The organism is Pelobium manganitolerans (genome assembly GCF_003609575.1).
Classification (GTDB): domain Bacteria; phylum Bacteroidota; class Bacteroidia; order Sphingobacteriales; family Sphingobacteriaceae; genus Pseudopedobacter; species Pseudopedobacter manganitolerans.
This window is the reverse complement of record NZ_MBTA01000003.1, coordinates 109,319-131,138: the sequence shown is the minus strand read 5'-3', so window position 1 is coordinate 131,138 and position 21,820 is coordinate 109,319. Positions and strand designations below refer to the sequence as shown.

Genomic DNA, 21,820 nt, shown 5'->3' with positions numbered 1-21,820 from the left:
TTAAATATATGGATAATGGATTTGAGTTAAAAATAAGCCACAAGCCGGTACAGAGGCGCCCGCTGCCGAGCGGTTTTGGCTTTGGATAATGCCGTGCATATCTTTTGCCCCAAGCTTTCCGCGGCCAACATCCACCAAAGTGCCTACAATAGCGCGCACCATGTTGCGCAAAAAGCGGTTGGCGCTAATATGGTAAATTAATCCGTCTGCAGTTTCTTCCCACTCGGACCGGTAAATATTGCAGATGTTGGTGAAATTATCTGCATTTGCCTTGCAAAACGCGCCAAAATCATTGTAATTTTTGATAATGCTAGCTGCATCTTGCATCGCTTCCAAATTGAGCCCGCCCGTAATTTGCCAGCTTAAATGGTGTTTAAACGGATTTTTTTGATAGTGGATATGATATTCGTAACTGCGCTGTGTGGCATCAAAACGGGCATGGGCATCTGCATGTACCGGAATTACGCGATACACAGCGATAGACGTGGGCAGAAGCGCGTTTACTGATTTCAGGAATTTCTCTGCCAAAAAATTTAAATCCGCAGGCAAATCAAAATGTGCAAAAAACTGGCTGGCGTGCACGCCGGTATCGGTGCGTCCACAGCCCAACGTTTCTACCTTTCGCCGAAAAACCTTTTGCAAAGCCTGTTCTAAAACTTCTTGCACCGCCACTGCGTTGGGTTGCGATTGCCATCCGTGAAAAGATGTGCCATTATAAGCCAGTTCTAGGAAAAATCTTTTTATGTGTTGCACCGCCCAAATTTAAGACTTAATATTTTAGCTGAGAATAGCCCGCGATGTTTTAACTTTACCCCAATAATTAAGCAGCATAGATATGATACAGCGCATACAAAGTATTTATTTATTATTGGCCTCTTTGGCTATTTACGCCCTTTATCTTTTTCCTATTGTAAACACTTTTTCGCCACTTGGAGCCAGAAAAATTATGGTTACTGGCGTTTACGAGGTAATTAACAACCAAGTGGCACAAACCGAACCTTTTACTTTATTAACTATTGCGACTGCTTTAGTGGGTTTAATTCCTATTGTGCTGATTTTCTTATACAAAACACGAAAGAAACAGGCAACCCTGGTTTATTTGGATGTAGTTTTAGTAATTGCGTATAGCTTTTGGCTGGCGCAAAGTGTAAAAGGCGTTGCAGGTAAAGCATTGGAAATTAGCGATTACAGCATTGGAGCAGGCTTGACTTCGGTTTCTATCCTGTTTTTGATTTTAGCGGCTAAAGGAATTTTACGCGATGATAAACTGGTGAAATCTGCCGACAGGTTAAGATAGCGCCATATTTTTAAAAATATTTTCTTTTTGCGATATTTTAATTAGGATTTTGTGTTAAAGACCTTATCTTTAGCGCCTAACCTAAATTATATCGTATGAAAAAACTTTTATTAATTACCACTGTGATGGGATTGTGTTGTGCTAGCGGTTTGAAAGCGCAGATCGCTGTTTGGAATTACATCTCCCCTAGCGCACCGAGTAATTACACACCTACTTCTGTTGATGGAAATGCAATTGGTTCGAGTCTGCTTAACTCGGGCGGAGCGATACAATATAAAACTACAGCGCCAATCGGCCCTTATGCGTCAAGCTTTCCCGTATCTTCGAGTTTTTCTTTCGACGGAAAATATTTGGAGCTTTCCATAGCTGCAAAAACCGGAACCAAACTCAACGTAACCGGAATTTCTTTTGATGCTGGCCGTACTGGTGAGGGTCCAACAAAGATAGACGCATATTATAGCTTAGATGGATTTTCAACAAACACAAAAATCGGTACTTATGAAAATGCCAATACCACTTCCTTAACGAGCTTTAACAGTAATACTTTGAACGTAGTCGTTAACTCAGAGCAGGTCTTAACTGTTCGGTTCTGGGGTTATGCTGCTAGCGGTTCTGGCTCTTTTAGGATAAACAATATTGTAATTTCTGGGGCATCATCTACCCTGCCCGTTACCCTTACTTCTTTCACTGCAAAAACTTTAGATGAACGTATCTTGTTAAACTGGAAAACTGCATCAGAAAAAAACAACAACCATTTTGAACTATATCGCTCTGGTGACGGCGAAACTTTTAGTTATTTAACGAGCCTGAGCGCTGCAGGAAACACAGAAACAGAACAAGGTTACCAATTTATTGACGACAATCCGCTTACAGGCATCAACTATTATCAGTTGAAGCAGGTAGATTTTGACGGTAAATCAACCTCAGTGGCTGTTACGTCAGCAAGTTTAGGCCCGGATGAACTTAGTTTAAACATTATCTGTCTGGATAAAAACGTATCAGCAAACATATTTGCACCTGCTAATACATTGGCGCACCTCGCTTTATTTGACACCGGTGGCAACAAACTGTTTAACACCAATTTAAAATTGGCCAAAGGTTATAATAAAACAGATTGTCAAGTTTTTCTTCCTACCGGTGTTTATCTTGCACGCCTGCAGTGCGTCGGCAAAACCATCGTTCAAAAATTTGTACGTTAAGCAAGGGAATACTGTTTTTTAAAAAGGTCGGAAATGATAAGCCGACCTTTTTATTTGGCTTATACAGCAAAGTTAAAATTAAGGCACTGTATTGGATATGAGTAGCAAAAAATCATTAAAACATCGAAATCATGAGAAAAACGCTACTACTCACTTTAGGCCTTGGCTTATTGACGTCGCTAGGACTAAGTGCACAAACCATCGTTAGCTGGAATTTTTACCAACAAAATAATCCAGCATCAATAACTGCCTCCAACATCAATAGTAATTTGGAGAGCGGAGCAAGTTTAAACACAATCAGCCGTGGAAGTTCCGCCGCTTCGGGCAGCAATGCCAATTCGTTCTCCACAGCTGGCTTCGGAAACGATGCCATTAATGTAGCCAATACCGATTATTTTGAAATCAAGCTGAAATCGGCAACCGGCTATAAGTTTTCGCTAAGTGGCATAAACGGTAAATTTAAAGGCACGCCGGGCTATGGACCAGTGTATTCGCAATTTGCTTATAGCATTGATGAGGGCAATACTTTTAAACTTATAGGGTCACCAATTTTAACACCGATGGATGCAAACGGCGAGGTTGATTTGCCAGAACAATCGCTCATCGGTATACCGGATTTGCAAAACGTAGGCTCGAGCCAAAGCGTGGTATTAAGGTTTTACGCCACCGGGCAAACGACCAACGGCGAATGGGGCTTTTACTCCCCAGATGCAAGCACTTCGGGACTTTCTATCCAGGGAACAACAGCACTTGGTACGCCTCCGGTTTTTGCAACTAACTTTCCGGCAGTGGAAAATGTAAATAACACTAGCTTTGACGTACAAACCAACATCAATGACAAAGGAAACACCTATTATGTGATAGTTCCAGACGGTGCCGCTGCCCCAACTGCCGAGCAAGTGTCAAAAGGTTTAAACGCTGATAATACTATTGCAACCTTCAGTGGGTCAATTTATAGTGAAGCTAGCACTATGAATTCCAAAACAGTAACAGGGCTTTCTGCTGATGTTGAGTATGATGTGTATGTAATTGCTAAAGATTTAAGTGACAATTTGCAGGTAAGCCCTGTTAAAATAGACATTAAAACCTTAGCCGTTCCCCTCCCTATAGAACTAGTAGCTTTCACCGGCACCGCCTACGACGGTAACATTACTTTAAACTGGAACACTGCCTCTGAAAATAAAAACGACTTCTTTGAAATTCAGCATTCGGCCGATGGTAAAAACTTCCGCAGTATAGGTGAGTTGAAAGGAGCTGGCACATCCAAAGTAAATAATGCTTACAATTTTATTGATGAAAACCCCAATGCAGGCATCAACTACTATCGTTTGGTGCAGCATGATTTTGATGGCAACACCTCCGCATCCTTCGTGATTGCTTTAAACTCTAAAATTGAAGGCTCAAAACTTAACGTTTATGCCGGTGCAGAAGAGTTAAAGATATTTATTTCATCAGCAAACCAAACTAAAGGCGAATTGCAGATATACGAAATTGGCGGAAAACAGTTGTTCTCCCAAGCTATTGCAGTTAACAGAGGCCATAACAGCATCAGTTTACCTTTCTCGGTGGATCCGGGGGTACATATTGTTCGTTTTACATCAGACAGTGAAAGCTTAGTGAAAAAGTTTTTAAGATAACTTATTTGGGAATAAGGATGAAAGAATAATGATAAAAGACGGCAACGTTTGAAACGTAAATTACACTTAATTTTAGCACTCGTTTAGTAAAACTTGCGAAGTTTTAAAAACTTCGCAAGTTTTTTTTATCCGCTTATTGGCTAGCATTTATTGTCCTTAGAGTTAGCGAAGCGTTCTAAAGATTTTCAGAATAGATAGGAGTCTGCGACGCTGAAAACCAGCCACAACCCTGTTAAACTCACACCCTAGGCTTTCGGCCCCACATCTTAAACCTCACGCCTTAAACCTCAAACGTTAACCGCAACCTCAAACCCTAAACCTCACTCCTTACACCTTAAATGGGTAAAAGAAAGGCACAATCCAGACCAAAATTACCATCATAATTAAGGTTAAAATTCCGCCTACTTTAACAAAATCAAAGAATTTGTAGCGCCCGGGGCCATACACTAGAATGCAAGAAGGCTCAAAAGGGGTAAGCATAGAAACCGATGCCGAGAGCATTATGGCGATTGCAAAAGTAAGCGGATTAACATGAAGTTGGGCAGCGGTTTGCAAACCTATTGGCAGTACCACTAAAGCGGCGGCGGCATTGCTTAAAGGTTGCGTTAGTACCACGGTAAGTAATACAAAGCCGGCTAAAATGCCGTAAATGCCAAAGGTTTTAAAAATAGTAATCACATACTCCGCCACAAACTTATCTGCGCCAGTTTTTGTCATGGCCACGCCAAAAGCACTCATCCCGCCAATTAAAATCAACAAACGCCAATCAATATGGTCGTAAACTTCATCGGGGTTTACGCAACGGGTGGCCACCGTTAACAAAGCGCCAATTAAAAAACCTACCGAGAGCGGAACAATGCCCGTTGTACCCAAAACTATAGAAAGTACAAAAGCAAAAAGCGTAAAAATGCCTTTCCGCTTAAGGTGCAAATTAGGCTTATAATCTTCTAGCAAAATAAAATCGTTCTCGCGGTTGCGGATAAAGTCGATATTTTCTTTCTCGCCCTGCACCAAAAGCAAATCGCCCACCTGCAAGCGCATTTTACCAATTTTTTCGCGCATGGTTTTCCCCTTACGGTGGATAGCCAAAATGCTTAAGCCGTAACGCGTTCTAAAATTGATGCGCTCTACCGTACTTTTGAGCGATTCGGACCCGCCGATGACCATCAGCTCTGCCAAATGCAATTCGTTTCCTTCTTTTTCAAAATCGAGTAGGTCAGCTTTGATATCTACACCTTTTAAATCTTTTATTTTCAGCAAATCGTCCACATTACCTTTAATCAAAATCTCGTCTCCTGCCTCCAATTTGGTGAAGCGCGTGGGGATAAAATTATAACCGTTGCGGATAATAGAAACAATGGTAAAACCTTGTTTAGCGATGTCAGATTCACTTACCTTTTGCCCAATCAGGTTAGAATCTTCTGCAATTACCGCTTCGCTCAGATATTTACGCATGGCATAATCTTCCTCCAGCTTTTCTTTAGAATTGCTGGGCAACAACTGCTGACCGATAGTCATCATATATAAAATACCAACACCCAAAAGAATTAATCCGATAGGCAAAAAATCAAACATACCAATGCGAGGCAAGCCCTGCGAAACGATAAAACCGCTTACCGCAACGTTGGTTGAGGTACCAATTAAAGTACAGGTCCCGCCTAAAATGGATGCAAACGACAAAGGCATTAAAATTTTGGATGGTGCAATGCCCGATAGTTTGGATAACCCGATGGTAGGGTTTAACATTAGCGCGGTTATGGTGGTGTTGTTCATAAAACCCGAGGTTAACGAAGCTACCAGCATCACAAAAAACACGATGATTTTTGGAGGTTGCTTTTTGATGTTCACCAAACGCGCAATAAAAGTGTCGATTACGCCCGTTTGCCTCAGTGCTCCCACCATTACAAATATGGAAGCCAGGATGATGATAAAATCGCTAGAGAAACCTTCAAACGCTTCTTTAGGTGTGATGATGTTGGTTAAACACAGTACAATCAGTAAAAAAACGGTCACAACATCTACCGAAACTATTTCTGTTGCGAATAAGATGATTGCCAAAACCAAAAGGCCAAGTACAATAGCTATGCTCATAAAATAAACGAAGGGTAAAGCTTCTGCTGTTTGTTATCAAATTAATATCCACAAGTAAAAAATCGCACCAGCACAAAATCAACAACCTGATAATTAATGTGTTAAATAAAAACACAGATAACAATTGTTGTATCAACGGTGTTAGAAACTTGCATCTGTTGTATTAAAAAAAAGATATATCGCGTTTTTGTTGGACAAGTATCTGTCAGATTTTTACTTTTGAACATGGCAACTTCAAAAGTTATTTATCAGGGCGATTTGCGTACAAGCGCCACCCACTTACGTTCTAATACCAACATCGTAACCGATGCACCTGTTGACAATAAGGGCAAGGGCGAAGCTTTTTCTCCATCAGACCTATTAGCCACTTCTTTAGCCAGCTGTATGCTTACCATTATGGGCATTGCATCAGAAACGCACGGCATAGATATTTCTGGTACCAGTGCAGAAGTGACAAAAATTATGGGTACAGAGCCACGCCGCGTAACAGAAATACAAATCAGTTTAGGTTTCCCCAACAAAAACAGCTTTAGCGATAAAGACAAGAAAATACTGGAACACGCCGCGCTAACCTGCCCCGTTTACGCCAGTTTGCACCCCGATCTTAAAAAAGTAGTGGAATTTAATTGGTAGCAATTCTTTAATAATTTTACGATTTTAACCAACCTCGCAAGCTTTTATTGAAATGCCAGATTACTTCTGTATCAAACAAACGGCATAGGCTACTACGCCTTCTTCGCGCCCAATAAAGCCCATGGTTTCATTGGTAGTAGCCTTGATAGAGATGTCATCTTCACTGATGCCCATAGCCAAAGCTAAGTGCTTTTTCATGGCTGGTACATGCGGATTAATTTTGGGTGCTTCAATACATAGCATCGCGTCAACATTGTTAATGCTGTAGCCTTCGTCGTGCAACATCTTTGCGCACTCTTTTAATAATATTAAACTGCTGATGCCTTTCCAGCGCTCATCGGTGTTTTTAAAATGATGGCCAATATCCCGCTTGTTTGCTGCGCCTAACAAAGCGTCGCATACAGCGTGGGCCAAAACATCCGCATCAGAATGGCCAAAAGCGCCTTTATGATGTTCTAACAATACGCCACCCAAAATAAAAGGATGACCTTCGCGCAACTGGTGCACATCAAACCCGAATCCAACTCTAATCTTCATAAAATTTTAAGGTTTAGCACCGCTGCTAGGTGCTGCAAAATTGAATAATAAAGAAAATCTTAAGGTATTAGCCAAAGGCGATGTTTGCTGGTTGGCCAATAGATACGAAAAATCTAAATCAACAATATTGTAACGTAAACCCAAGCCTAAGGTTAAATACTGGCGGTTTCCTTTATTTGGATTTTCGTAAAAGTAGCCTGCACGTATTGCAAACTGTTTGTTGTACCAATACTCGGCGCCGGTGGCAATGCTAACTTCCTGAAGCTCTTCTTTCGCTCCGCCCGGCGCATCGGTAAAAGAGCCGAAAATACCTGCCGGCACAGATTTGCTGGCGTCTGTTGTGGCATTTGTTGGCACTAACAGTTTATTAAAATCCAACGAGAAAGAGAAATCATTATAATCATCGGCATGTACCGTTGCAGAGCCACCTAAGCGCATATTGGTGGGTAAAAAATATTTCGGCCCGCTTTCGGTATAATTCATTTTGGTACCAATGTTCGATATATCTAAACCTGCAGAAATGGTGGCCGCCTTGCTAAAAAGCGTAGATGGCGTGGTGTAAAATGCAGAAATATCTGCCGCTGCTGCGGATGCTGGTTGTGTTTCTTGGCTGTTGAAAACCTGTCCCGAACTTAAATTAGAGTAAATATAGCGGATAGCTGTACCCAAAGAAAAGTTATCGCCAAAACTACGGGCATAAGATACGTCAAACGCCAACTCATTGGGGTTACCCTCACCTTGTAACTGCTGGTTTTCATCTACAAACTGAATGTTCCCTAAAGAAAAATAGCGCAACGAACCACCGATGGTATTACGATCGTCAATTTTATAAAATCCGTTTAAGTAAGCTAGGTTAATATCTGGCACCAACTTAGGCAACCACGGACTATAAGAAACGCCAAAACCGTAAGGATCTTTAAGAAATGCCAACTTAGCCGGATTAAAATGTGTGGCATTTACGTCTGGCGAGGTAGCAGCGCCTACATCCCCCATTGCACCAGCGCGTGCATCTGGCGTAATCAATAAAAACGGAACAGCAGTAGTAATTGCGTTTTCTTGCCGCCCGTCTGTTACAACTTCCTGAGCTTGAACATTGTTAAATAGCATGATGCCGCAAGCGAATGCAGCTGAATAGGCGTAAAGCTTTATCTTCATTTGGTAAAACTATAATTAATAAGCGATAATAATTGATTTAGGTTAAAGTATCAGCAACTTTTCGGTTTTTTTAGCTACCGCACCGTTGCTTATACAACGCACTTTTAACTCGTAAACGTATATGCCGCGTGCAATTTTCTCGCCGAAATCATCTTTGGCATCCCAAAAGATGTTGTTCACCCGGTTTCCGGTGCTGTAAATTTGCTGATTAATAGTTTTCACCAACTTGCCCGTTACCGTTTTTATGTTCACCTGCACCTCCAATTCTTCATTGGGGTAATTGTGCTCAAACTGAAAGCTGGTGCGGTTTACAAAGGGATTTGGGTAGTTGAGTACATGGGCCAAACTCAGTTTTTCCTGATGCTTCACCTCAAAATCTATCAACTCCTCTGCCGAATTATTAAATACATCCCAAGCTTTTAACTTTAAAGTGTAACGGCCGGGCAGCAAGTTCTCGAAAGGGTATTTTATTTCGCCAGATTGGTACGAGTCAACATCAGCCTGATAGTAATTGTTTAACACGATACTTTTTTCAGGCATATCCGTAGAACTCAAAGTAGCTACAACATCATGGCCGATACCAATTCCAGTGGTATTAATTCCACTTTCATCAAAAAGCTTAACTAACAATACCGCATTCGGACTTGTAATTCCTCCGGATACAAAATTTTGGTCGTTAAAATATAGCTTTATGGTAGGTCCAATTTTATCGTTTGAGCTGTTTGCGCTGCTTCCACCAACTTTTATTTCGCTAAAGCCGGAAGCATCACTCAGCTCATTACCGGCATAGTAGCTGATTTTTCCTTTCCCAACACTCAAATTAATATCCCGTGGCACCAAAAAATCAAAACTGAATGAGCCATTAACAACGCTGGCTTTGCCTTTGTAAAGCACATTTTGTTGCACCTCAAAAGCTTGCGGATAGCTCCCGTTTAAACCGGCATCTTGCCCAAGAGTTCTTATGGTGCTGGCTTTATCAAATAAGATAGGATAAAGCACACCGTTGAAACTGCTGGCTGTTGAGCCATCAGCTTTTGTTACCACACCTTTAACGGTTACTTTTTCGCCTGCCTTAAGCGTATCTGGCAGTGTGGTGCTGTGCACGCCCAGTTGCGGGATAGGAAACAAAGCGGTTGGATCGCCCAATAAAGTAAAGTTTCTGGAATTAATGTTTAAACCGCCGATATTGTTGTTTTTAGCCGCACGGAAAACATCGCCAAAGCGCAAGCGCCCATTTGGAATATCCTGTAAAAGTGCTTTTAAAAAACTTTGGTTTAGGTCAAAATTATAGGAAGAATATACAATACGCGTGGTGCTAAAAATAGAAGGCACACCGCCCTCGGGTTTTAACAGCGCCAGCTCACCGGCAGAAACCAGCTCTGGATCGTCCCAACGGCTAAAAGAACAGGTTGCCGTGAAAATAAGCGGCAGTTTATTTTTGTTCTGCCAATTTTCGATATCGTCAATGGTCAACACTTTTTCCTGCGCCCAACCGCCTTCACCGCCATGGCCGGTATAATTTACTAGCAGGGTGCCATCGGCTATTTCTTGGTTTAAAGCTTCCTTTGCTTGCGGATTTGTAGTGCCACCGGCGCCAATTTCTTGGGGATAAGCATCAAAATAAATTTTACTGATGTTGTAATTTTTGTTTTGTGCAACAAGCGTTGCGTTGGCTTCCGCCTGGTTGAGGTGCAGGTTATTATCTTCGTCGTCGGCCACCAGAGTAATGCTGTTACGCCAAGCCCCTAAACTGGCACTAGCCTCGTAAGCTATCAGCTTATCTACCACGGCCTTTGCCTCTGTCGCGTTTTTTGCGGGGATGCGCCCTACGGCGATGTCCAACAAGCCGGGATTGGCATTATAATCCTCAGAAAAATCACCTTCATTGTCATCTAACAAAGCAAAATAATCATCAGAGGTATAGCTGGCCGTGGGCGATAAAGAATTTTTAGATTGATAGGTGACCAGAAGATTGTTCTGCTTAAACTGCAACATTCGGTTGTCAAAAGAACCTTTGCCAAAAAGCAAAAGGTATTTGGGCTGTAACGCCGTATTTGCGGATGCGCGGTCGTAAAACATTTTCACAAAGTCGCGGATGGCGCTGGCATCTCTTTTTCCAGAAGAAAACTCGTTATAAACTTGCTCACTGCTAACAACATGGTAGCTAAGACCTTGAGTATTTTTGCGATATTGGGCCAAACGCCTTGCTTCGCTCAAAAATTCGGGCGCGCTGATAATTAAAAAATCGGCTGGCGTTAAAGCATGTAAATTTTGATTGGGCAAAGCGCCAAGGGCAGCGGGCGTTTGAAAAGCTGAAGGCAAAAAGGCCACATATTCTTTGAGCATACCCGCGTCTGCAATAAAATGGCTTTCGTTGGCTGTTTTTTGTACTTGTACCGCGCGTGCATGGTACATATCAGTGACATCCCAAACCTGCAAATCCATATTTTGCGCCCCCAAATTAAACTGTACAAGTCCTTGCCCCACTGTGTTTTTATCCCTAAACTGTAAAAAACCGTTGATAGGAAAAAACTGTCGTCGGCAGTTTAATTCCACAAAATCTAACCAGGCATTTGCCATAGAACTACTTTTATCATAACTGATGTTTAGGCTTAGGTTTGGATTTGCCGGTGCAGAGATGTTCGCCGTTTGCGATACCGCCTGCGCATAATCACTTTCAAAATTTAGAGGAACAGCATTGGCGGTTAAATTGTACAAGTTTTGATTGTTCAGTTTTACCCGTGCAAAAGAACTTACGTTGGCGCGGATGGCCATCCGGGTTTTTACCCAAAGCGGCTCGCCAACAATTAAACCGGGCAGGTTAAAGTTAAAATCGCGACTGTTGGTAAATTCAAAGTCTTCGCCATACCAGTTTCTGCCCGATTTTAAGTTTGAAGTAATTGCACTGTATAAATCTTTTTCGTACAGCTGATAATCATCAAAACTATTGCTGGTTATTTGAGGCACCGTACCTGATGTCTGATTATTAAGCATCCGCTTAGCCGAGCCCAAATCGGCAGACAAGAAATAATAAGCACTATCGCTGTAAACGTTCTGCTGATGTTCAAACAAACCCTGCGCATTTTGTTTCCATTCGGTATTTCCCGGATAATAAAACAAAAAATAATCGTCAGTATCTAGCCGTCCGTCGGCCTCACCAACGGCAAACATAGCGTTCTCTTGCAGATCGTTCGGCCTGCTTTGGCTATTGGCCTGTGGCAATTGATACCCTCCATTGCCGTACAACCGCAACTTACGCGGATCTAAATTGGATACATCTAAACCCAACTTCTTCAAAAAATTGTAATCCAATTTATAAATCCCCTTTGCCGCAACCGCGATTTTATACCAGCGGCCGTTAGCCAATACCGAGTTTGCAGGCTGAGCATTTGCAACATTGGACCCTGCGCCCCTAACGGACACTGCATTCATGGTCAAACTAAATTCCTCTACCTTTTGATAAGTGCCATCCGGATTCTTGATGACGGGCAAAAAGCTTAACAATAGGTAGTTTTGGCCATGTTCGATAACGGTATGGTAGTTAATCTGCAGATCGGATTTAATTTTATCGCCATCTGTAAAACCTGCTGGCAATACCGCTCTTGATTGTTTACCTACCTGAACTTCAACCTGCTGGTCGGCTTTATTAACAGGTATTTTTAGGTAAACAGAGGGTACGCTTCCAAAAACAGCAAAATCATATCGAGGGAAAAAAGTATTTTTTGTTAGTTTATTATGGCTAAAAAACCTAAGCGTATCTGAAGGCCATTGAAGCTGGTAGTGGTTTAGCGGGTTTTGGGCAAAAAGAGGGCTATAAAGCGCCAAGAAAAACAATATCGGGCTAAACAGCTTATATACAATGTTTTTCAAACCAAAAATTTATTTATCTTTATTGTAACTATTATTGCGCTTAGCCGTTTCAATATATAAAATATTGAGAAGCATTTGCTGGTTAATCATGCAATTTTAAACATATCAATTAGATTAATCAGAAATTTTATTTTTAGCTTTGAAAACACAATAAAGCACAATGAGAAAAAACACCTTACCTGTACTTGCTGCATGTATTGCCTTAACTATGGCAGTATCGTCTTGCAAAAAATCTGGTAGCGCCGGCGTATCCAAAAAAACCGGTGCGGCGTACAACGCTAAAAGAGCAGGCTCGCTTCAAGTATCTAAAAAAGTGAAACCTACCCCAGGTCCTGGCTTAGTGCATATTGAAGGCGGTACTTTTGTAATGGGCGGTTCAAACATCGATGATATTGGTTTTGATTACGCTGCACCAAAAAGGCGAGTTACCGTAGCTACTTTTTATATGGACGAAACCGAAGTAGCAAATATCGACTGGCTAGAATATTTGAACTGGATTAGGGAAGTTCCGCAAGACCCAAGATGGTATTACGAGGCTTTGCCAGATACTTTGGTTTGGAGAAGCCCTTTGGCTTACAATGAGCCTTACGTAAACAATTATTTAAGGCATCCGGCTTATCAAGAGTATCCGGTTGTGGGCGTAACTTGGGAACAAGCCGTGGCTTATTGCGATTGGAGAACCAACGTAGTAAATGAAAACTTGCTAAGAAACAAAAACATCTTGAGCGATTGGAAAACTTACTCTACCGCAAAAGGCGGCAACGCTAAAGGCGGTGGCAAAGGCACAAACACCGTTAGTACCGAACCGTTTAGCTTAGATTTATACCTTAACGGCCAATACGAAGATAAAGGCAAAGGCGCACCTAAAGTATTGAACCCAACCGCTTCTGCCGGCACACCAGCAAAAGGAAAAGGGAACGAGCAACGCTACGCACGCATTGAAGACGGCGTGTTTACGCCTGGCAGATACCGCCTACCAACAGAAGCCGAGTGGGAATATGCGGCTTTAGCTTTAATTGGTACGGCCAACAATAACATTGTAAACAATAACAAAATTTATCCTTGGTACGGTTTGGGAATCAGATCTGCACAAAAAAATACCCGCGGTTTAATTTACGCCAACTTTAAACGTGGCGAAGGTGATAACATGGGTGTTGCCGGATATTTGAACGACGGTGCCGATATTACCGCCCCGGTAAAAGCTTACATGCCTAATGATTTTGGTTTGTACAACATGGCCGGCAACGTAAGCGAGTGGGTTTACGACACCTACCGCCAAGCCTCATTTGATAAGGTGGAAGATTTTAACCCTTTTAGAGGTAACGATTTTAAAAATAACGAGTACGACACCAATGGCCAAATAGTAACTTTAGGCAAAAGCAATATGCCGGTTAAAGTTGATGCGCACTCGGGCAAAAAAGACCCATATGCAAAGCTAGCCTCAAAATACGGCAACATAACAGAGCCTAGCCCAAGCACGCCGACGGCTATTGACACCACCAAAATGCCAGTGCTGAAACCAACTTTTGATGCCGACCAACGTGGCTACTTAGACCCGCAGAACTTAGACTTGTACGGAAAAATCACTTTGGTGAACGACCGTTCTAAGGTTTACAAAGGTGGTTCATGGAACGATAGAGCTTACTGGCTAAACCCTGGAACCAGAAGGTATTTGGACCAAGGTGAGGCAAGTGCCGAGATTGGTTTCCGTTGCGCCATGAGCAGTGTGGGCGATCCGCAGATTAACAAGAAAAGCACACCGCAGTTTAAACAACCTAAATCGCGCGTAGGCTTCAAAAAATAAAAACACAGTTTATGTTTATACTAGAAGGCCAAGGATTATTCCCTGGCCTTTTTTTGTGGGTACAAACTTAGGCAGTAATGCCGAAGGTCTGCTCTATTTCCAAATGCGCATCAACTTCTGTTCATTTATTGCTTTAATACAAATTTGATAGAAGCATCTACTGCCGTTTGCAAATCTGCCGGAAGGTCAGTTATGGTGTAAGGATGTACTGCCCCAAAAACATGGTCTGCATTATTTATCACTAACAATTCGCTTTTTGGCTGTAACTGATGAAATTCTTCGGCTACAGAAACATCAACCGCAACGTCTGCTGTGCCATGCACAATTAGCCAAGGTACATTCATCTGTTTTGCGGCTTTTTTTGTATCTAATATCTCTTGATTTTCTAAAACATCGTTTAATAAAACCACCGAGCGCGGAAACATCTGCTTTGTTCGGCTATTCTCTGTGTAATTTACACCAGTTTCTCGCCACGCTGCTTCCTCTTCGGGTTTCCAAAGTTTTCTAAAATCTTCAAGCGCTGCTAAAGTAATGAGCTTTGCCACACGCTTATCCTTTGCAGTTTGCAAAATACTTAAACCGCCACCACGGCTGTGGCCTAATAATACAATTTGCAAATGCGGAAACTTGTCTTGTGCATATGCAATCACTTTATCTAAATCAAAAAGCTCTTTGATGGGCGTATTTAAAGAAAAAGTTTCTAAGTCCTTGATATCAGAAAGGTCATCCGGCTTTACCCCGCTGTGCGAAAAATTAAACTTTAAAAAATAAATTCCCGCGGCGGCAAAACGCGCAGCGGTTAAATGGTGTGCGCCCCAATCTTTAAAACCCTTGTTGCCGTGTACAAAAATCACTAAATAATCTGGGTAGCTATTGGCGTAGGTGATATCGCCAACAATGGGCTTAGCGTTAAAACCTGCTATTTCAAAATTCTCTTTGCTAAATTTTTGCTGTTCCATGATTTAATGTTTGGCTGTTAATTTAAAGAATGCACAATATCGTTACTTAAAAAAGGGTGTCCAAAATTTCCGTAATAAAAGTCAAACAATATCTTTGATGCATATCATTGAAAACCGCGACGCACATATTCTCTTTTCTGTTTTTGCTGTGTTTAGGCATCGGCATTTGCAATACTTTGGATTGCAACACAAAAAATGTTTCTACAGAAGAAATTGCCCAGAACTCGGAAACGCAAGACGAGCAGGAACATTTTAATGATGTGCTGATTGGCCCGGCCGGCCTATTTGCATGGCATAAAGTTTTGAGCGTCCAAATTGTGCGCGCGCCGCTATCTCCAAATTATAAAAATCACAAACCGTTTTACGCCAGCCCCCCGCCCGAAAGCTAATTGAACCTTTTTATTAGTCAATTAGTATTCATCGTAAAACTTAACAATGATTTTCAGCAAAACACTTAAGCTTAGCCTTGTGCTAGGCCTGACCCTACATTTTACCTATGATAGCTTTGCGCAACAAATCAACGAAAGCGATTTAAAAACGGATGTTCTTAATATTGAAGCGCCTGTGCAGAAACTGATGCTTCTGGAGCCTATCGTATACCGATACAACACTGAAAAATATCCGAAATTAAAACTGAGCGAAGCACAACAATTTGGTTTTAGCTTGCAGAGTGCAGCAAGTGCAACGCCTAGTTTGATTAAAACACATTACAAAAGTTTCAGCAACGGCAAAAACAGTTTGGGTACAGCCCGCTACCGCGAGCTAGATGCCGAAAAGTTAATTCCTGTGATGGTTGCCGCTATCCAAGAACAACAACAAACTATCGAAAGTTTGAAAAAAGAGATTGCCTTGCTTAAAAAGGCGAAAGAATAGTTTTTGCGTGTGTGTAAGATTTGAGGCCGCAAGGCCTCATTTCTTTTACAGCTTATGCTTGGGCAGTTGGTCCGCCAAAATTAAAAGGCATCCCACCGTCTTCGCCGCCAACCTTTATTTTGCCGTTTACCATTTCATACTTGGCTATGTTTTCTGCTAAGGCGTTCATTAAGCGTTTTGCGTGATCGGGCGTAAGTAATACGCGACTTTTCACTTTCGCTTTTGGCACACCTGGCATCACCCGGATAAAGTCTAACACAAATTCACTGTTTGAATGGGTAATGACGGCTAAGTTGGCGTAAGTACCTTCTGCCATTTCTTCGGATAGCTCTATATTTAGTTGGTTGTCGTTCTGTTCTTCCATAAGGCTAAAATATAAAAACTAAAACAAACATAATCTGCATAGCAATTATTGTTCACAAAAAAAGCAACACCCTTGCCGATGTTGCTTATATTCTCGGAAACTTCTTACCGCTATTCTGGCTCAACTATCAAGGTTACGCCCGAAACCGCTTCTTTAATTTTGTTTTCTAATTCGTCAGAAAGTTCTGGGTTATCTAGCAATAACTGTTTTACCGCATCACGGCCCTGGCCCAATTTGGTATCGCCATAGCTAAACCAAGATCCTGCTTTTTTAACGATGCCGTACTCCACGCCCAAATCTACAATTTCGCCAACTTTAGAAATCCCTTGGCCAAACATCACATCAAACTCTGCAATACGGAAAGGTGGCGCCACTTTGTTCTTAACAATTTTCACCTTAACCCGGTTGCCGGCAACTTCGTCGCTATCCTTAATTTGGGCAATACGGCGGATATCCAAACGTACAGAAGCGTAAAACTTTAGAGCGTTACCACCGGTGGTAGTTTCTGGATTACCAAACATTACCCCAATTTTATCACGCAATTGGTTGATGAAGATACAGCAGCAATTGGTTTTGCTAATGGTACCGGTTAGCTTACGTAAAGCCTGCGACATTAAACGTGCTTGCAAACCCATTTTAGAATCGCCCATTTCGCCTTCAATCTCGCCTTTAGGCACCAAAGCCGCTACCGAGTCGATCACGATAACGTCAATAGCGCCGGAGCGGATTAAATTATCTGCAATTTCTAAAGCCTGTTCGCCGTTGTCTGGTTGCGAAATCAGCAAGTTCTCGATATCAACACCTAATTTTTTTGCGTAAAACTGATCAAAAGCGTGCTCGGCATCCACAATAGCGGCAATGCCACCTTTTTTCTGTGCTTCGGCGATAATGTGTGTAGCTAAAGTGGTTTTACCGGAAGACTCTGGTCCGTAAATTTCAATAACTCTGCCTTTTGGCACACCGCCAATCCCCAATGCGATATCTAATCCCAAAGATCCGGTTGATATGGCTTCAATAGCTTCTACAGGGGCATCGCCCAGTTTCATTACGGCACCTTTACCGTATGATTTTTCTAATTTATCTAGCGTTAGCTGTAAAGCCTTCAGTTTTTCGTTACCTGCGCTCATCTAATAATATTTTTAGTATTTGTTTGGTTCCTGAAATTTAAACGTGCAAAAATTGCTAATATTTTTGGTATATAAAAATTTATAAGAAATTAAACTTAGTTAATTGTGCGCAAAATATAAAAAGCAAAATCCATTAGTTTTGCACCGCTCTTTTTTTCAGCTCTTTAGCTATTTTATCTTTTTTCGTCTTATCCGCTTTCAGCCTCGCTTTTTTAGCTAGCTCCGCCTCTTTTTTTAACAGTGCACTTGGCGTATTATTTTTTTCAAAATAGCGGCAAAAATAACTGATAGGACAAATATCACATTTTGGGTTGCGTGCTACACAAATGTAACGTCCGTGTAATATAAGCCAGTGGTGCGCCACGTGAATTTTATCTTGTGGCAGATATTTTACCAATTGCTTTTCTACCGCTAAGGGCGTTGTGGCATTGCTGGTTAAACCCAAGCGGTTTGATACGCGGAAAACATGCGTGTCTACCGCCATTGCAGGTGCATTGTAAATAACAGACGCTATCACGTTGGCTGTTTTACGGCCAACGCCCGGCATCTTTTGCAAATCTTTAACATCCTCTGGCACTACGCCACCAAACTCGTGCAGCAAAATTTTAGCCATGCCCACCAAGTGCTTTGCCTTGTTGTTAGGGTAGCTTACCGAACGGATATAGCTAAAAACCTCCTCCACGGTGGAACTTGCCAAAGATTCTGGCGTTGGATAACGTTCAAACAGTTTTGGTGTAATTTGGTTAATGCGTTTATCGGTGCATTGTGCAGAAAGGATAACCGCAATTAATAGCTCAAATGGGTTGGTATATTTTAGCTCCGTTTCTGCCTCTGGCTGATGTTTTGAAAAATAATCAACAAAGGCTTGGTAGCGATCTTTTTTTAGCATTTTATATCTATAGTAAAGCCTTATTTTTCTTTATAAAATTTATCATCATACCATTTACCAGGATTGTTTAAGATGTAATGGGAAATATTTTGATAGGCAGCGTCATTTCTAACGATATGTTCGTAATAGTTCCGTTGCCATAATTTGCCCATCTGGGTATTCTGTTGCTTACAAATTTCTAAACATGCGTTTGAGACAAGCGATTTGTATTTTCGCCATTCGAAACATTTTGTCCATCTTCATCAGCGTAGTCATCATTAAAAAACGTTCTGTGTAAGAATGTTTCATCGCACTGCGCAATAAATCCAATTCTGCTTTCTCAAAATCAGCTTTAGGCTCCGCAACTATATTTAGTTTTTCTTTTTTCCTCACCGGCATCCTAAATATAACTATAAATACGCTAAACCTTCGCCATGCTCTCCAGCTCCTTTTTTAAGAAAATTCCCGTGAAACTCTCTTTCACCTTCGTTAAGCCTTTCGGCGTACCGGCGTAAACGATAGTACCGCCGCCGGCGCCACCTTCAGGACCTAAATCAATCACATGGTCGGCTACTTTAATCACATCCAAATTATGCTCAATCACCAAAACGGTATTGCCTTTATCTACCAGCATATTTAATACGCCCAGTAATACATTAATATCTTCAAAATGCAGACCGGTGGTGGGCTCGTCTAAAATATAAAAAGTGTTGCCCGTATCTTTTTTAGAAAGCTCGGTAGCCAGTTTTACGCGTTGCGCCTCGCCACCAGAAAGCGTGGTTGATGACTGCCCCAGCGTGATATAACCTAAGCCCACATCTTTCAATGTTTTTATTTTCCGATGGATAGATGGGATGTTCTCGAAAAAATCTACCGCGTCTTCAATGCTCATATCCAGCACATCGCTGATGGATTTTCCGCGGTAGCGCACTTCCAGTGTTTCGCGGTTGTAACGTTTTCCACCACAAACTTCGCAAGGCACCTGTACATCTGGCAAAAAGTTCATTTCTATCACCTTCATGCCGCCGCCTTGGCAGGTTTCGCAACGTCCGCCTTTTACGTTAAATGAGAAACAGCCGGGCTTGTAACCGCGAATTTGCGCTTCGGGTAAAGCCACAAATAGATTGCGGATATCAGAGAAAACACCGGTATAAGTAGATGGGTTGGAGCGCGGCGTACGCCCGATTGGCGTTTGGTCAATCTCAATTACCTTATCAATATGCTCTAAACCTTTAATTTCTTTGTAAGGCATCGGCGTTTTTTTAGCCCTAAAAAAATGCTTGTTTAAAATAGGGTAAAGTGTTTCGCCTATCAAAGTAGATTTTCCGCTGCCAGACACCCCGGTAACGCAAATCAGCTTTCCTAAAGGAAAATCTACACTTACGTTTTTAAGGTTGTTACCCGATGCTTTTTTTAAGCTTAACACCTTTCCGTTGCCTTCCCTTGTTTTCTGCGGAACGGCTATTTCGCGCTCGCCGTTAAGGTAAGATGCGGTTAACGTATGCGAAGCCAGCAATTGCGCCGCGGTTCCTTGGGCTACCACTTCGCCACCTTTTACGCCGGCAGCCGGCCCCATGTCTATCACGTAATCGGCTTCCAGTATCATATCCTTATCATGCTCAACCACCAAAACAGTGTTGCTTAAATCGCGAAGGCTTTTTAAGGCATTGATTAAGCGGTCGTTATCGCGCTGGTGCAAACCGATGGAAGGCTCATCCAAAATGTACATCACATTCATCAGTTGCGAGCCTATTTGCGTTGCCAGACGAATACGTTGCGCCTCGCCGCCGGATAAGGTTTTTGCCGTACGGTCCAACGTGAGATAAACCAGTCCAACATCTAACAAAAAACCTATTCTGGAGCGTATCTCTTTCAAAATTTCTTTGGCAATTACATTTTGCCTTTCGCTAAGCCTATCCTCCAAGCCAACAAACCAAGTCTGCAAGTTGCTGATGTCCATTGAGGCCAGCTCAAAAATATTTTTCCCGTCGACCTTAAAATGCAACGATTCCTTTTTTAAACGTGCTCCTTCGCATAACGGGCAGGTTTTTAAAACTCGGAAGCTATCTAAATCATCACTACCTATGCCCCCCTTTTTCTCATTTTGCTCTTCCAGCATTTTGATAATGCCATCAAAATTGATTTGATAATTTTGTACGTTCCATTTATTATACTCTACAGGCACGGTTATCAAATCCTCGGTACCGTGCAATAAAATATCAACGGCTTTTGGATCTAATTTTTCAATGGGTTGCGATAAAGAAAAGCCATATTTTTTGCCCAAAGCTTTGATAACTTGGAAAATCCATGTTTCGCGATAATCGCCTAAAGGCGCCAAAGCACCGTTTACAATGCTTAGTTTTTTATTTGGGATTACCGATTCCTCATCCACATCAAAAACATAACCTAAACCGTCGCACTCGGGGCAAGCTCCGTACGGCGAGTTGAAAGAGAAAGAATTTGGCTGTGGTTCATCATACGAAACACCAGTGCTTGGGCACATCAGGTATTTAGAAAAATGATAGGTATTGTTTTCTTTATCTGATATTTTAATGATGCCTTTGGCAATTTTTAATGCCGATTGGATGGAGGTATATAAACGTTTTTTGTCCTTTTCGGAGACAATTAAACGGTCCACCACGGTTTCTATATCGTGTATTTTGTAACGGTCCACCTGCATTTTAGGTGTAACGTCCATTATTTCGCCATCAACCCTAACTTTTAGATATCCTTGCTTGCGTATTTGCTCAAAAAGCTCGCGATAATGGCCTTTACGTCCTTTAACCACGGGTGCCAAAATATTGATAGGCTTGCCTTCAAACTGCGACAAAATTTGGTTCATAATCTGGTCTTCAGACATTTTAACCATTTTTTCGCCAGTGTTGTACGAGTAGGCATCGGCAATACGTGCGTATAGCAGGCGCAAGAAATCGTAAATTTCTGTGATGGTGCCCACTGTAGAACGCGGATTTTTTGAAGTGGTTTTTTGCTCAATGGCAATTACGGGGCTTAAGCCCGAAACTTTGTCCACATCCGGACGCTCCATACCGCCCATAAACTGGCGCGAGTAAGCAGAAAAAGTTTCCATATAACGCCGTTGGCCTTCGGCATAAATGGTATCAAAAGCTAAAGAAGATTTCCCCGAACCGCTTAAACCGGTAATCACCACCAGTTGGTTGCGAGGAAAAGAAATATCTATATTTTTAAGATTATGAACACGCGCACCGTAAACCTCTACTTCACTTTGTTCGCCCAAATCAATTGGTTTATTACTCATATTGTGTGGATTCCTTTTTTCTTGAAAAACATTCTTCGTGCCTGTTTTAAAAGTCTGCAAAATTAGCTAAAAAAGGCTAAAAATTTTAGGGTTGCATGCTCTGTGGAATGTCATGTTTAGTAGAAATGG

The 21,820-nt window shown here is 41.8% G+C and carries 18 protein-coding genes; 7 read left to right on the top strand and 11 right to left on the bottom strand.

Features of this window, described 5'->3' with window-relative positions:
* Complete coding sequence (truA, locus tag BCY91_RS03775) at positions 1-753, bottom strand: tRNA pseudouridine(38-40) synthase TruA (protein WP_120180692.1); 753 nt, start codon at positions 751-753, stop codon at positions 1-3.
* Between the two features lie 82 nt (positions 754-835).
* Between truA and BCY91_RS03770 the strand changes: the two genes are divergently transcribed.
* The 3 genes from BCY91_RS03770 (at position 836) to BCY91_RS03760 (ending at position 4,133) form a co-directional block, all read left to right on the top strand.
* The gene (locus tag BCY91_RS03770) at positions 836-1,297 is read left to right on the top strand and encodes a DUF4293 domain-containing protein (protein ID WP_120180691.1); all 462 of its coding nucleotides are present in this window, start codon (positions 836-838) and stop codon (positions 1,295-1,297) included.
* A 95-nt stretch (positions 1,298-1,392) separates the two neighbouring features.
* Positions 1,393-2,496 (top strand): T9SS type A sorting domain-containing protein, encoded by a 1,104-nt coding sequence (locus BCY91_RS03765; RefSeq protein ID WP_120180690.1) that lies wholly within the window; start codon positions 1,393-1,395, stop codon positions 2,494-2,496.
* Positions 2,497-2,627: 131 nt separating this feature from the next.
* A complete protein-coding gene (locus BCY91_RS03760; RefSeq protein ID WP_120180689.1) occupies positions 2,628-4,133 on the top strand; it encodes a T9SS type A sorting domain-containing protein in 1,506 nt (501 codons plus the stop codon).
* A 327-nt stretch (positions 4,134-4,460) separates the two neighbouring features.
* Here BCY91_RS03760 and BCY91_RS03755 read toward each other — a convergent pair whose 3' ends face one another.
* Positions 4,461-6,224: an SLC13 family permease gene (locus BCY91_RS03755; protein WP_120180688.1), complete on the bottom strand. Its 1,764-nt coding sequence runs from the start codon at positions 6,222-6,224 to the stop codon at positions 4,461-4,463.
* Between the two features lie 225 nt (positions 6,225-6,449).
* On the opposite strand from BCY91_RS03755, the gene BCY91_RS03750 reads away from it, so the two are divergent.
* Positions 6,450-6,857, top strand: a complete 408-nt coding sequence (locus tag BCY91_RS03750) for an OsmC family protein (RefSeq protein WP_120180687.1) — start codon at positions 6,450-6,452, stop codon at positions 6,855-6,857.
* 60 nt (positions 6,858-6,917) lie between these two features.
* On the opposite strand, the gene ispF is transcribed toward BCY91_RS03750, so the two are convergent.
* Genes ispF through porU form a run of 3 tightly spaced genes read right to left on the bottom strand, consistent with a single transcriptional unit; the run spans position 6,918 to position 12,419 of the window.
* On the bottom strand, positions 6,918-7,394 hold the full coding sequence (ispF, locus tag BCY91_RS03745) for a 2-C-methyl-D-erythritol 2,4-cyclodiphosphate synthase (protein WP_120180686.1): 477 nt from the start codon (positions 7,392-7,394) through the stop codon (positions 6,918-6,920).
* A gap of 6 nt (positions 7,395-7,400) precedes the next feature.
* Entirely contained in the window at positions 7,401-8,549 is a 1,149-nt protein-coding gene (porV, locus tag BCY91_RS03740) for a type IX secretion system outer membrane channel protein PorV (RefSeq protein WP_120180685.1), read from the bottom strand.
* Positions 8,550-8,591: 42 nt separating this feature from the next.
* Entirely contained in the window at positions 8,592-12,419 is a 3,828-nt protein-coding gene (porU, locus tag BCY91_RS03735) for a type IX secretion system sortase PorU (RefSeq protein WP_120180684.1), read from the bottom strand.
* A gap of 160 nt (positions 12,420-12,579) precedes the next feature.
* Between porU and BCY91_RS03730 the strand changes: the two genes are divergently transcribed.
* Entirely contained in the window at positions 12,580-14,223 is a 1,644-nt protein-coding gene (locus BCY91_RS03730) for an SUMF1/EgtB/PvdO family nonheme iron enzyme (protein WP_120180683.1), read from the top strand.
* A gap of 125 nt (positions 14,224-14,348) precedes the next feature.
* Here the strand turns inward: BCY91_RS03730 and BCY91_RS03725 are convergent, their stop codons facing one another.
* Positions 14,349-15,182: an alpha/beta hydrolase gene (locus BCY91_RS03725; protein WP_120180682.1), complete on the bottom strand. Its 834-nt coding sequence runs from the start codon at positions 15,180-15,182 to the stop codon at positions 14,349-14,351.
* A gap of 176 nt (positions 15,183-15,358) precedes the next feature.
* Here BCY91_RS03725 and BCY91_RS03720 point away from each other — a divergent pair, with 176 nt between their 5' ends.
* Both BCY91_RS03720 and BCY91_RS03715 read left to right on the top strand, forming a co-directional pair.
* Positions 15,359-15,571, top strand: a complete 213-nt coding sequence (locus BCY91_RS03720) for a hypothetical protein (protein ID WP_182995298.1) — start codon at positions 15,359-15,361, stop codon at positions 15,569-15,571.
* A 46-nt stretch (positions 15,572-15,617) separates the two neighbouring features.
* Entirely contained in the window at positions 15,618-16,055 is a 438-nt protein-coding gene (locus tag BCY91_RS03715; protein ID WP_120180680.1) for a tail fiber domain-containing protein, read from the top strand.
* A gap of 52 nt (positions 16,056-16,107) precedes the next feature.
* Here the strand turns inward: BCY91_RS03715 and BCY91_RS03710 are convergent, their stop codons facing one another.
* From BCY91_RS03710 to uvrA, 5 genes are all read right to left on the bottom strand, one after another.
* Positions 16,108-16,419, bottom strand: a complete 312-nt coding sequence (locus BCY91_RS03710; RefSeq protein WP_120180679.1) for a DUF3467 domain-containing protein — start codon at positions 16,417-16,419, stop codon at positions 16,108-16,110.
* Positions 16,420-16,529: 110 nt separating this feature from the next.
* On the bottom strand, positions 16,530-17,546 hold the full coding sequence (gene recA, locus BCY91_RS03705; RefSeq protein ID WP_120180678.1) for a recombinase RecA: 1,017 nt from the start codon (positions 17,544-17,546) through the stop codon (positions 16,530-16,532).
* 133 nt (positions 17,547-17,679) lie between these two features.
* Entirely contained in the window at positions 17,680-18,435 is a 756-nt protein-coding gene (nth, locus tag BCY91_RS03700; RefSeq protein ID WP_120180677.1) for an endonuclease III, read from the bottom strand.
* A gap of 168 nt (positions 18,436-18,603) precedes the next feature.
* The gene (locus BCY91_RS03695; RefSeq protein WP_147387905.1) at positions 18,604-18,807 is read right to left on the bottom strand and encodes a hypothetical protein; all 204 of its coding nucleotides are present in this window, start codon (positions 18,805-18,807) and stop codon (positions 18,604-18,606) included.
* A gap of 28 nt (positions 18,808-18,835) precedes the next feature.
* Positions 18,836-21,691: an excinuclease ABC subunit UvrA gene (gene uvrA, locus BCY91_RS03690; RefSeq protein WP_120180675.1), complete on the bottom strand. Its 2,856-nt coding sequence runs from the start codon at positions 21,689-21,691 to the stop codon at positions 18,836-18,838.
* Between the last annotated feature and the right edge of the window lie 129 nt (positions 21,692-21,820).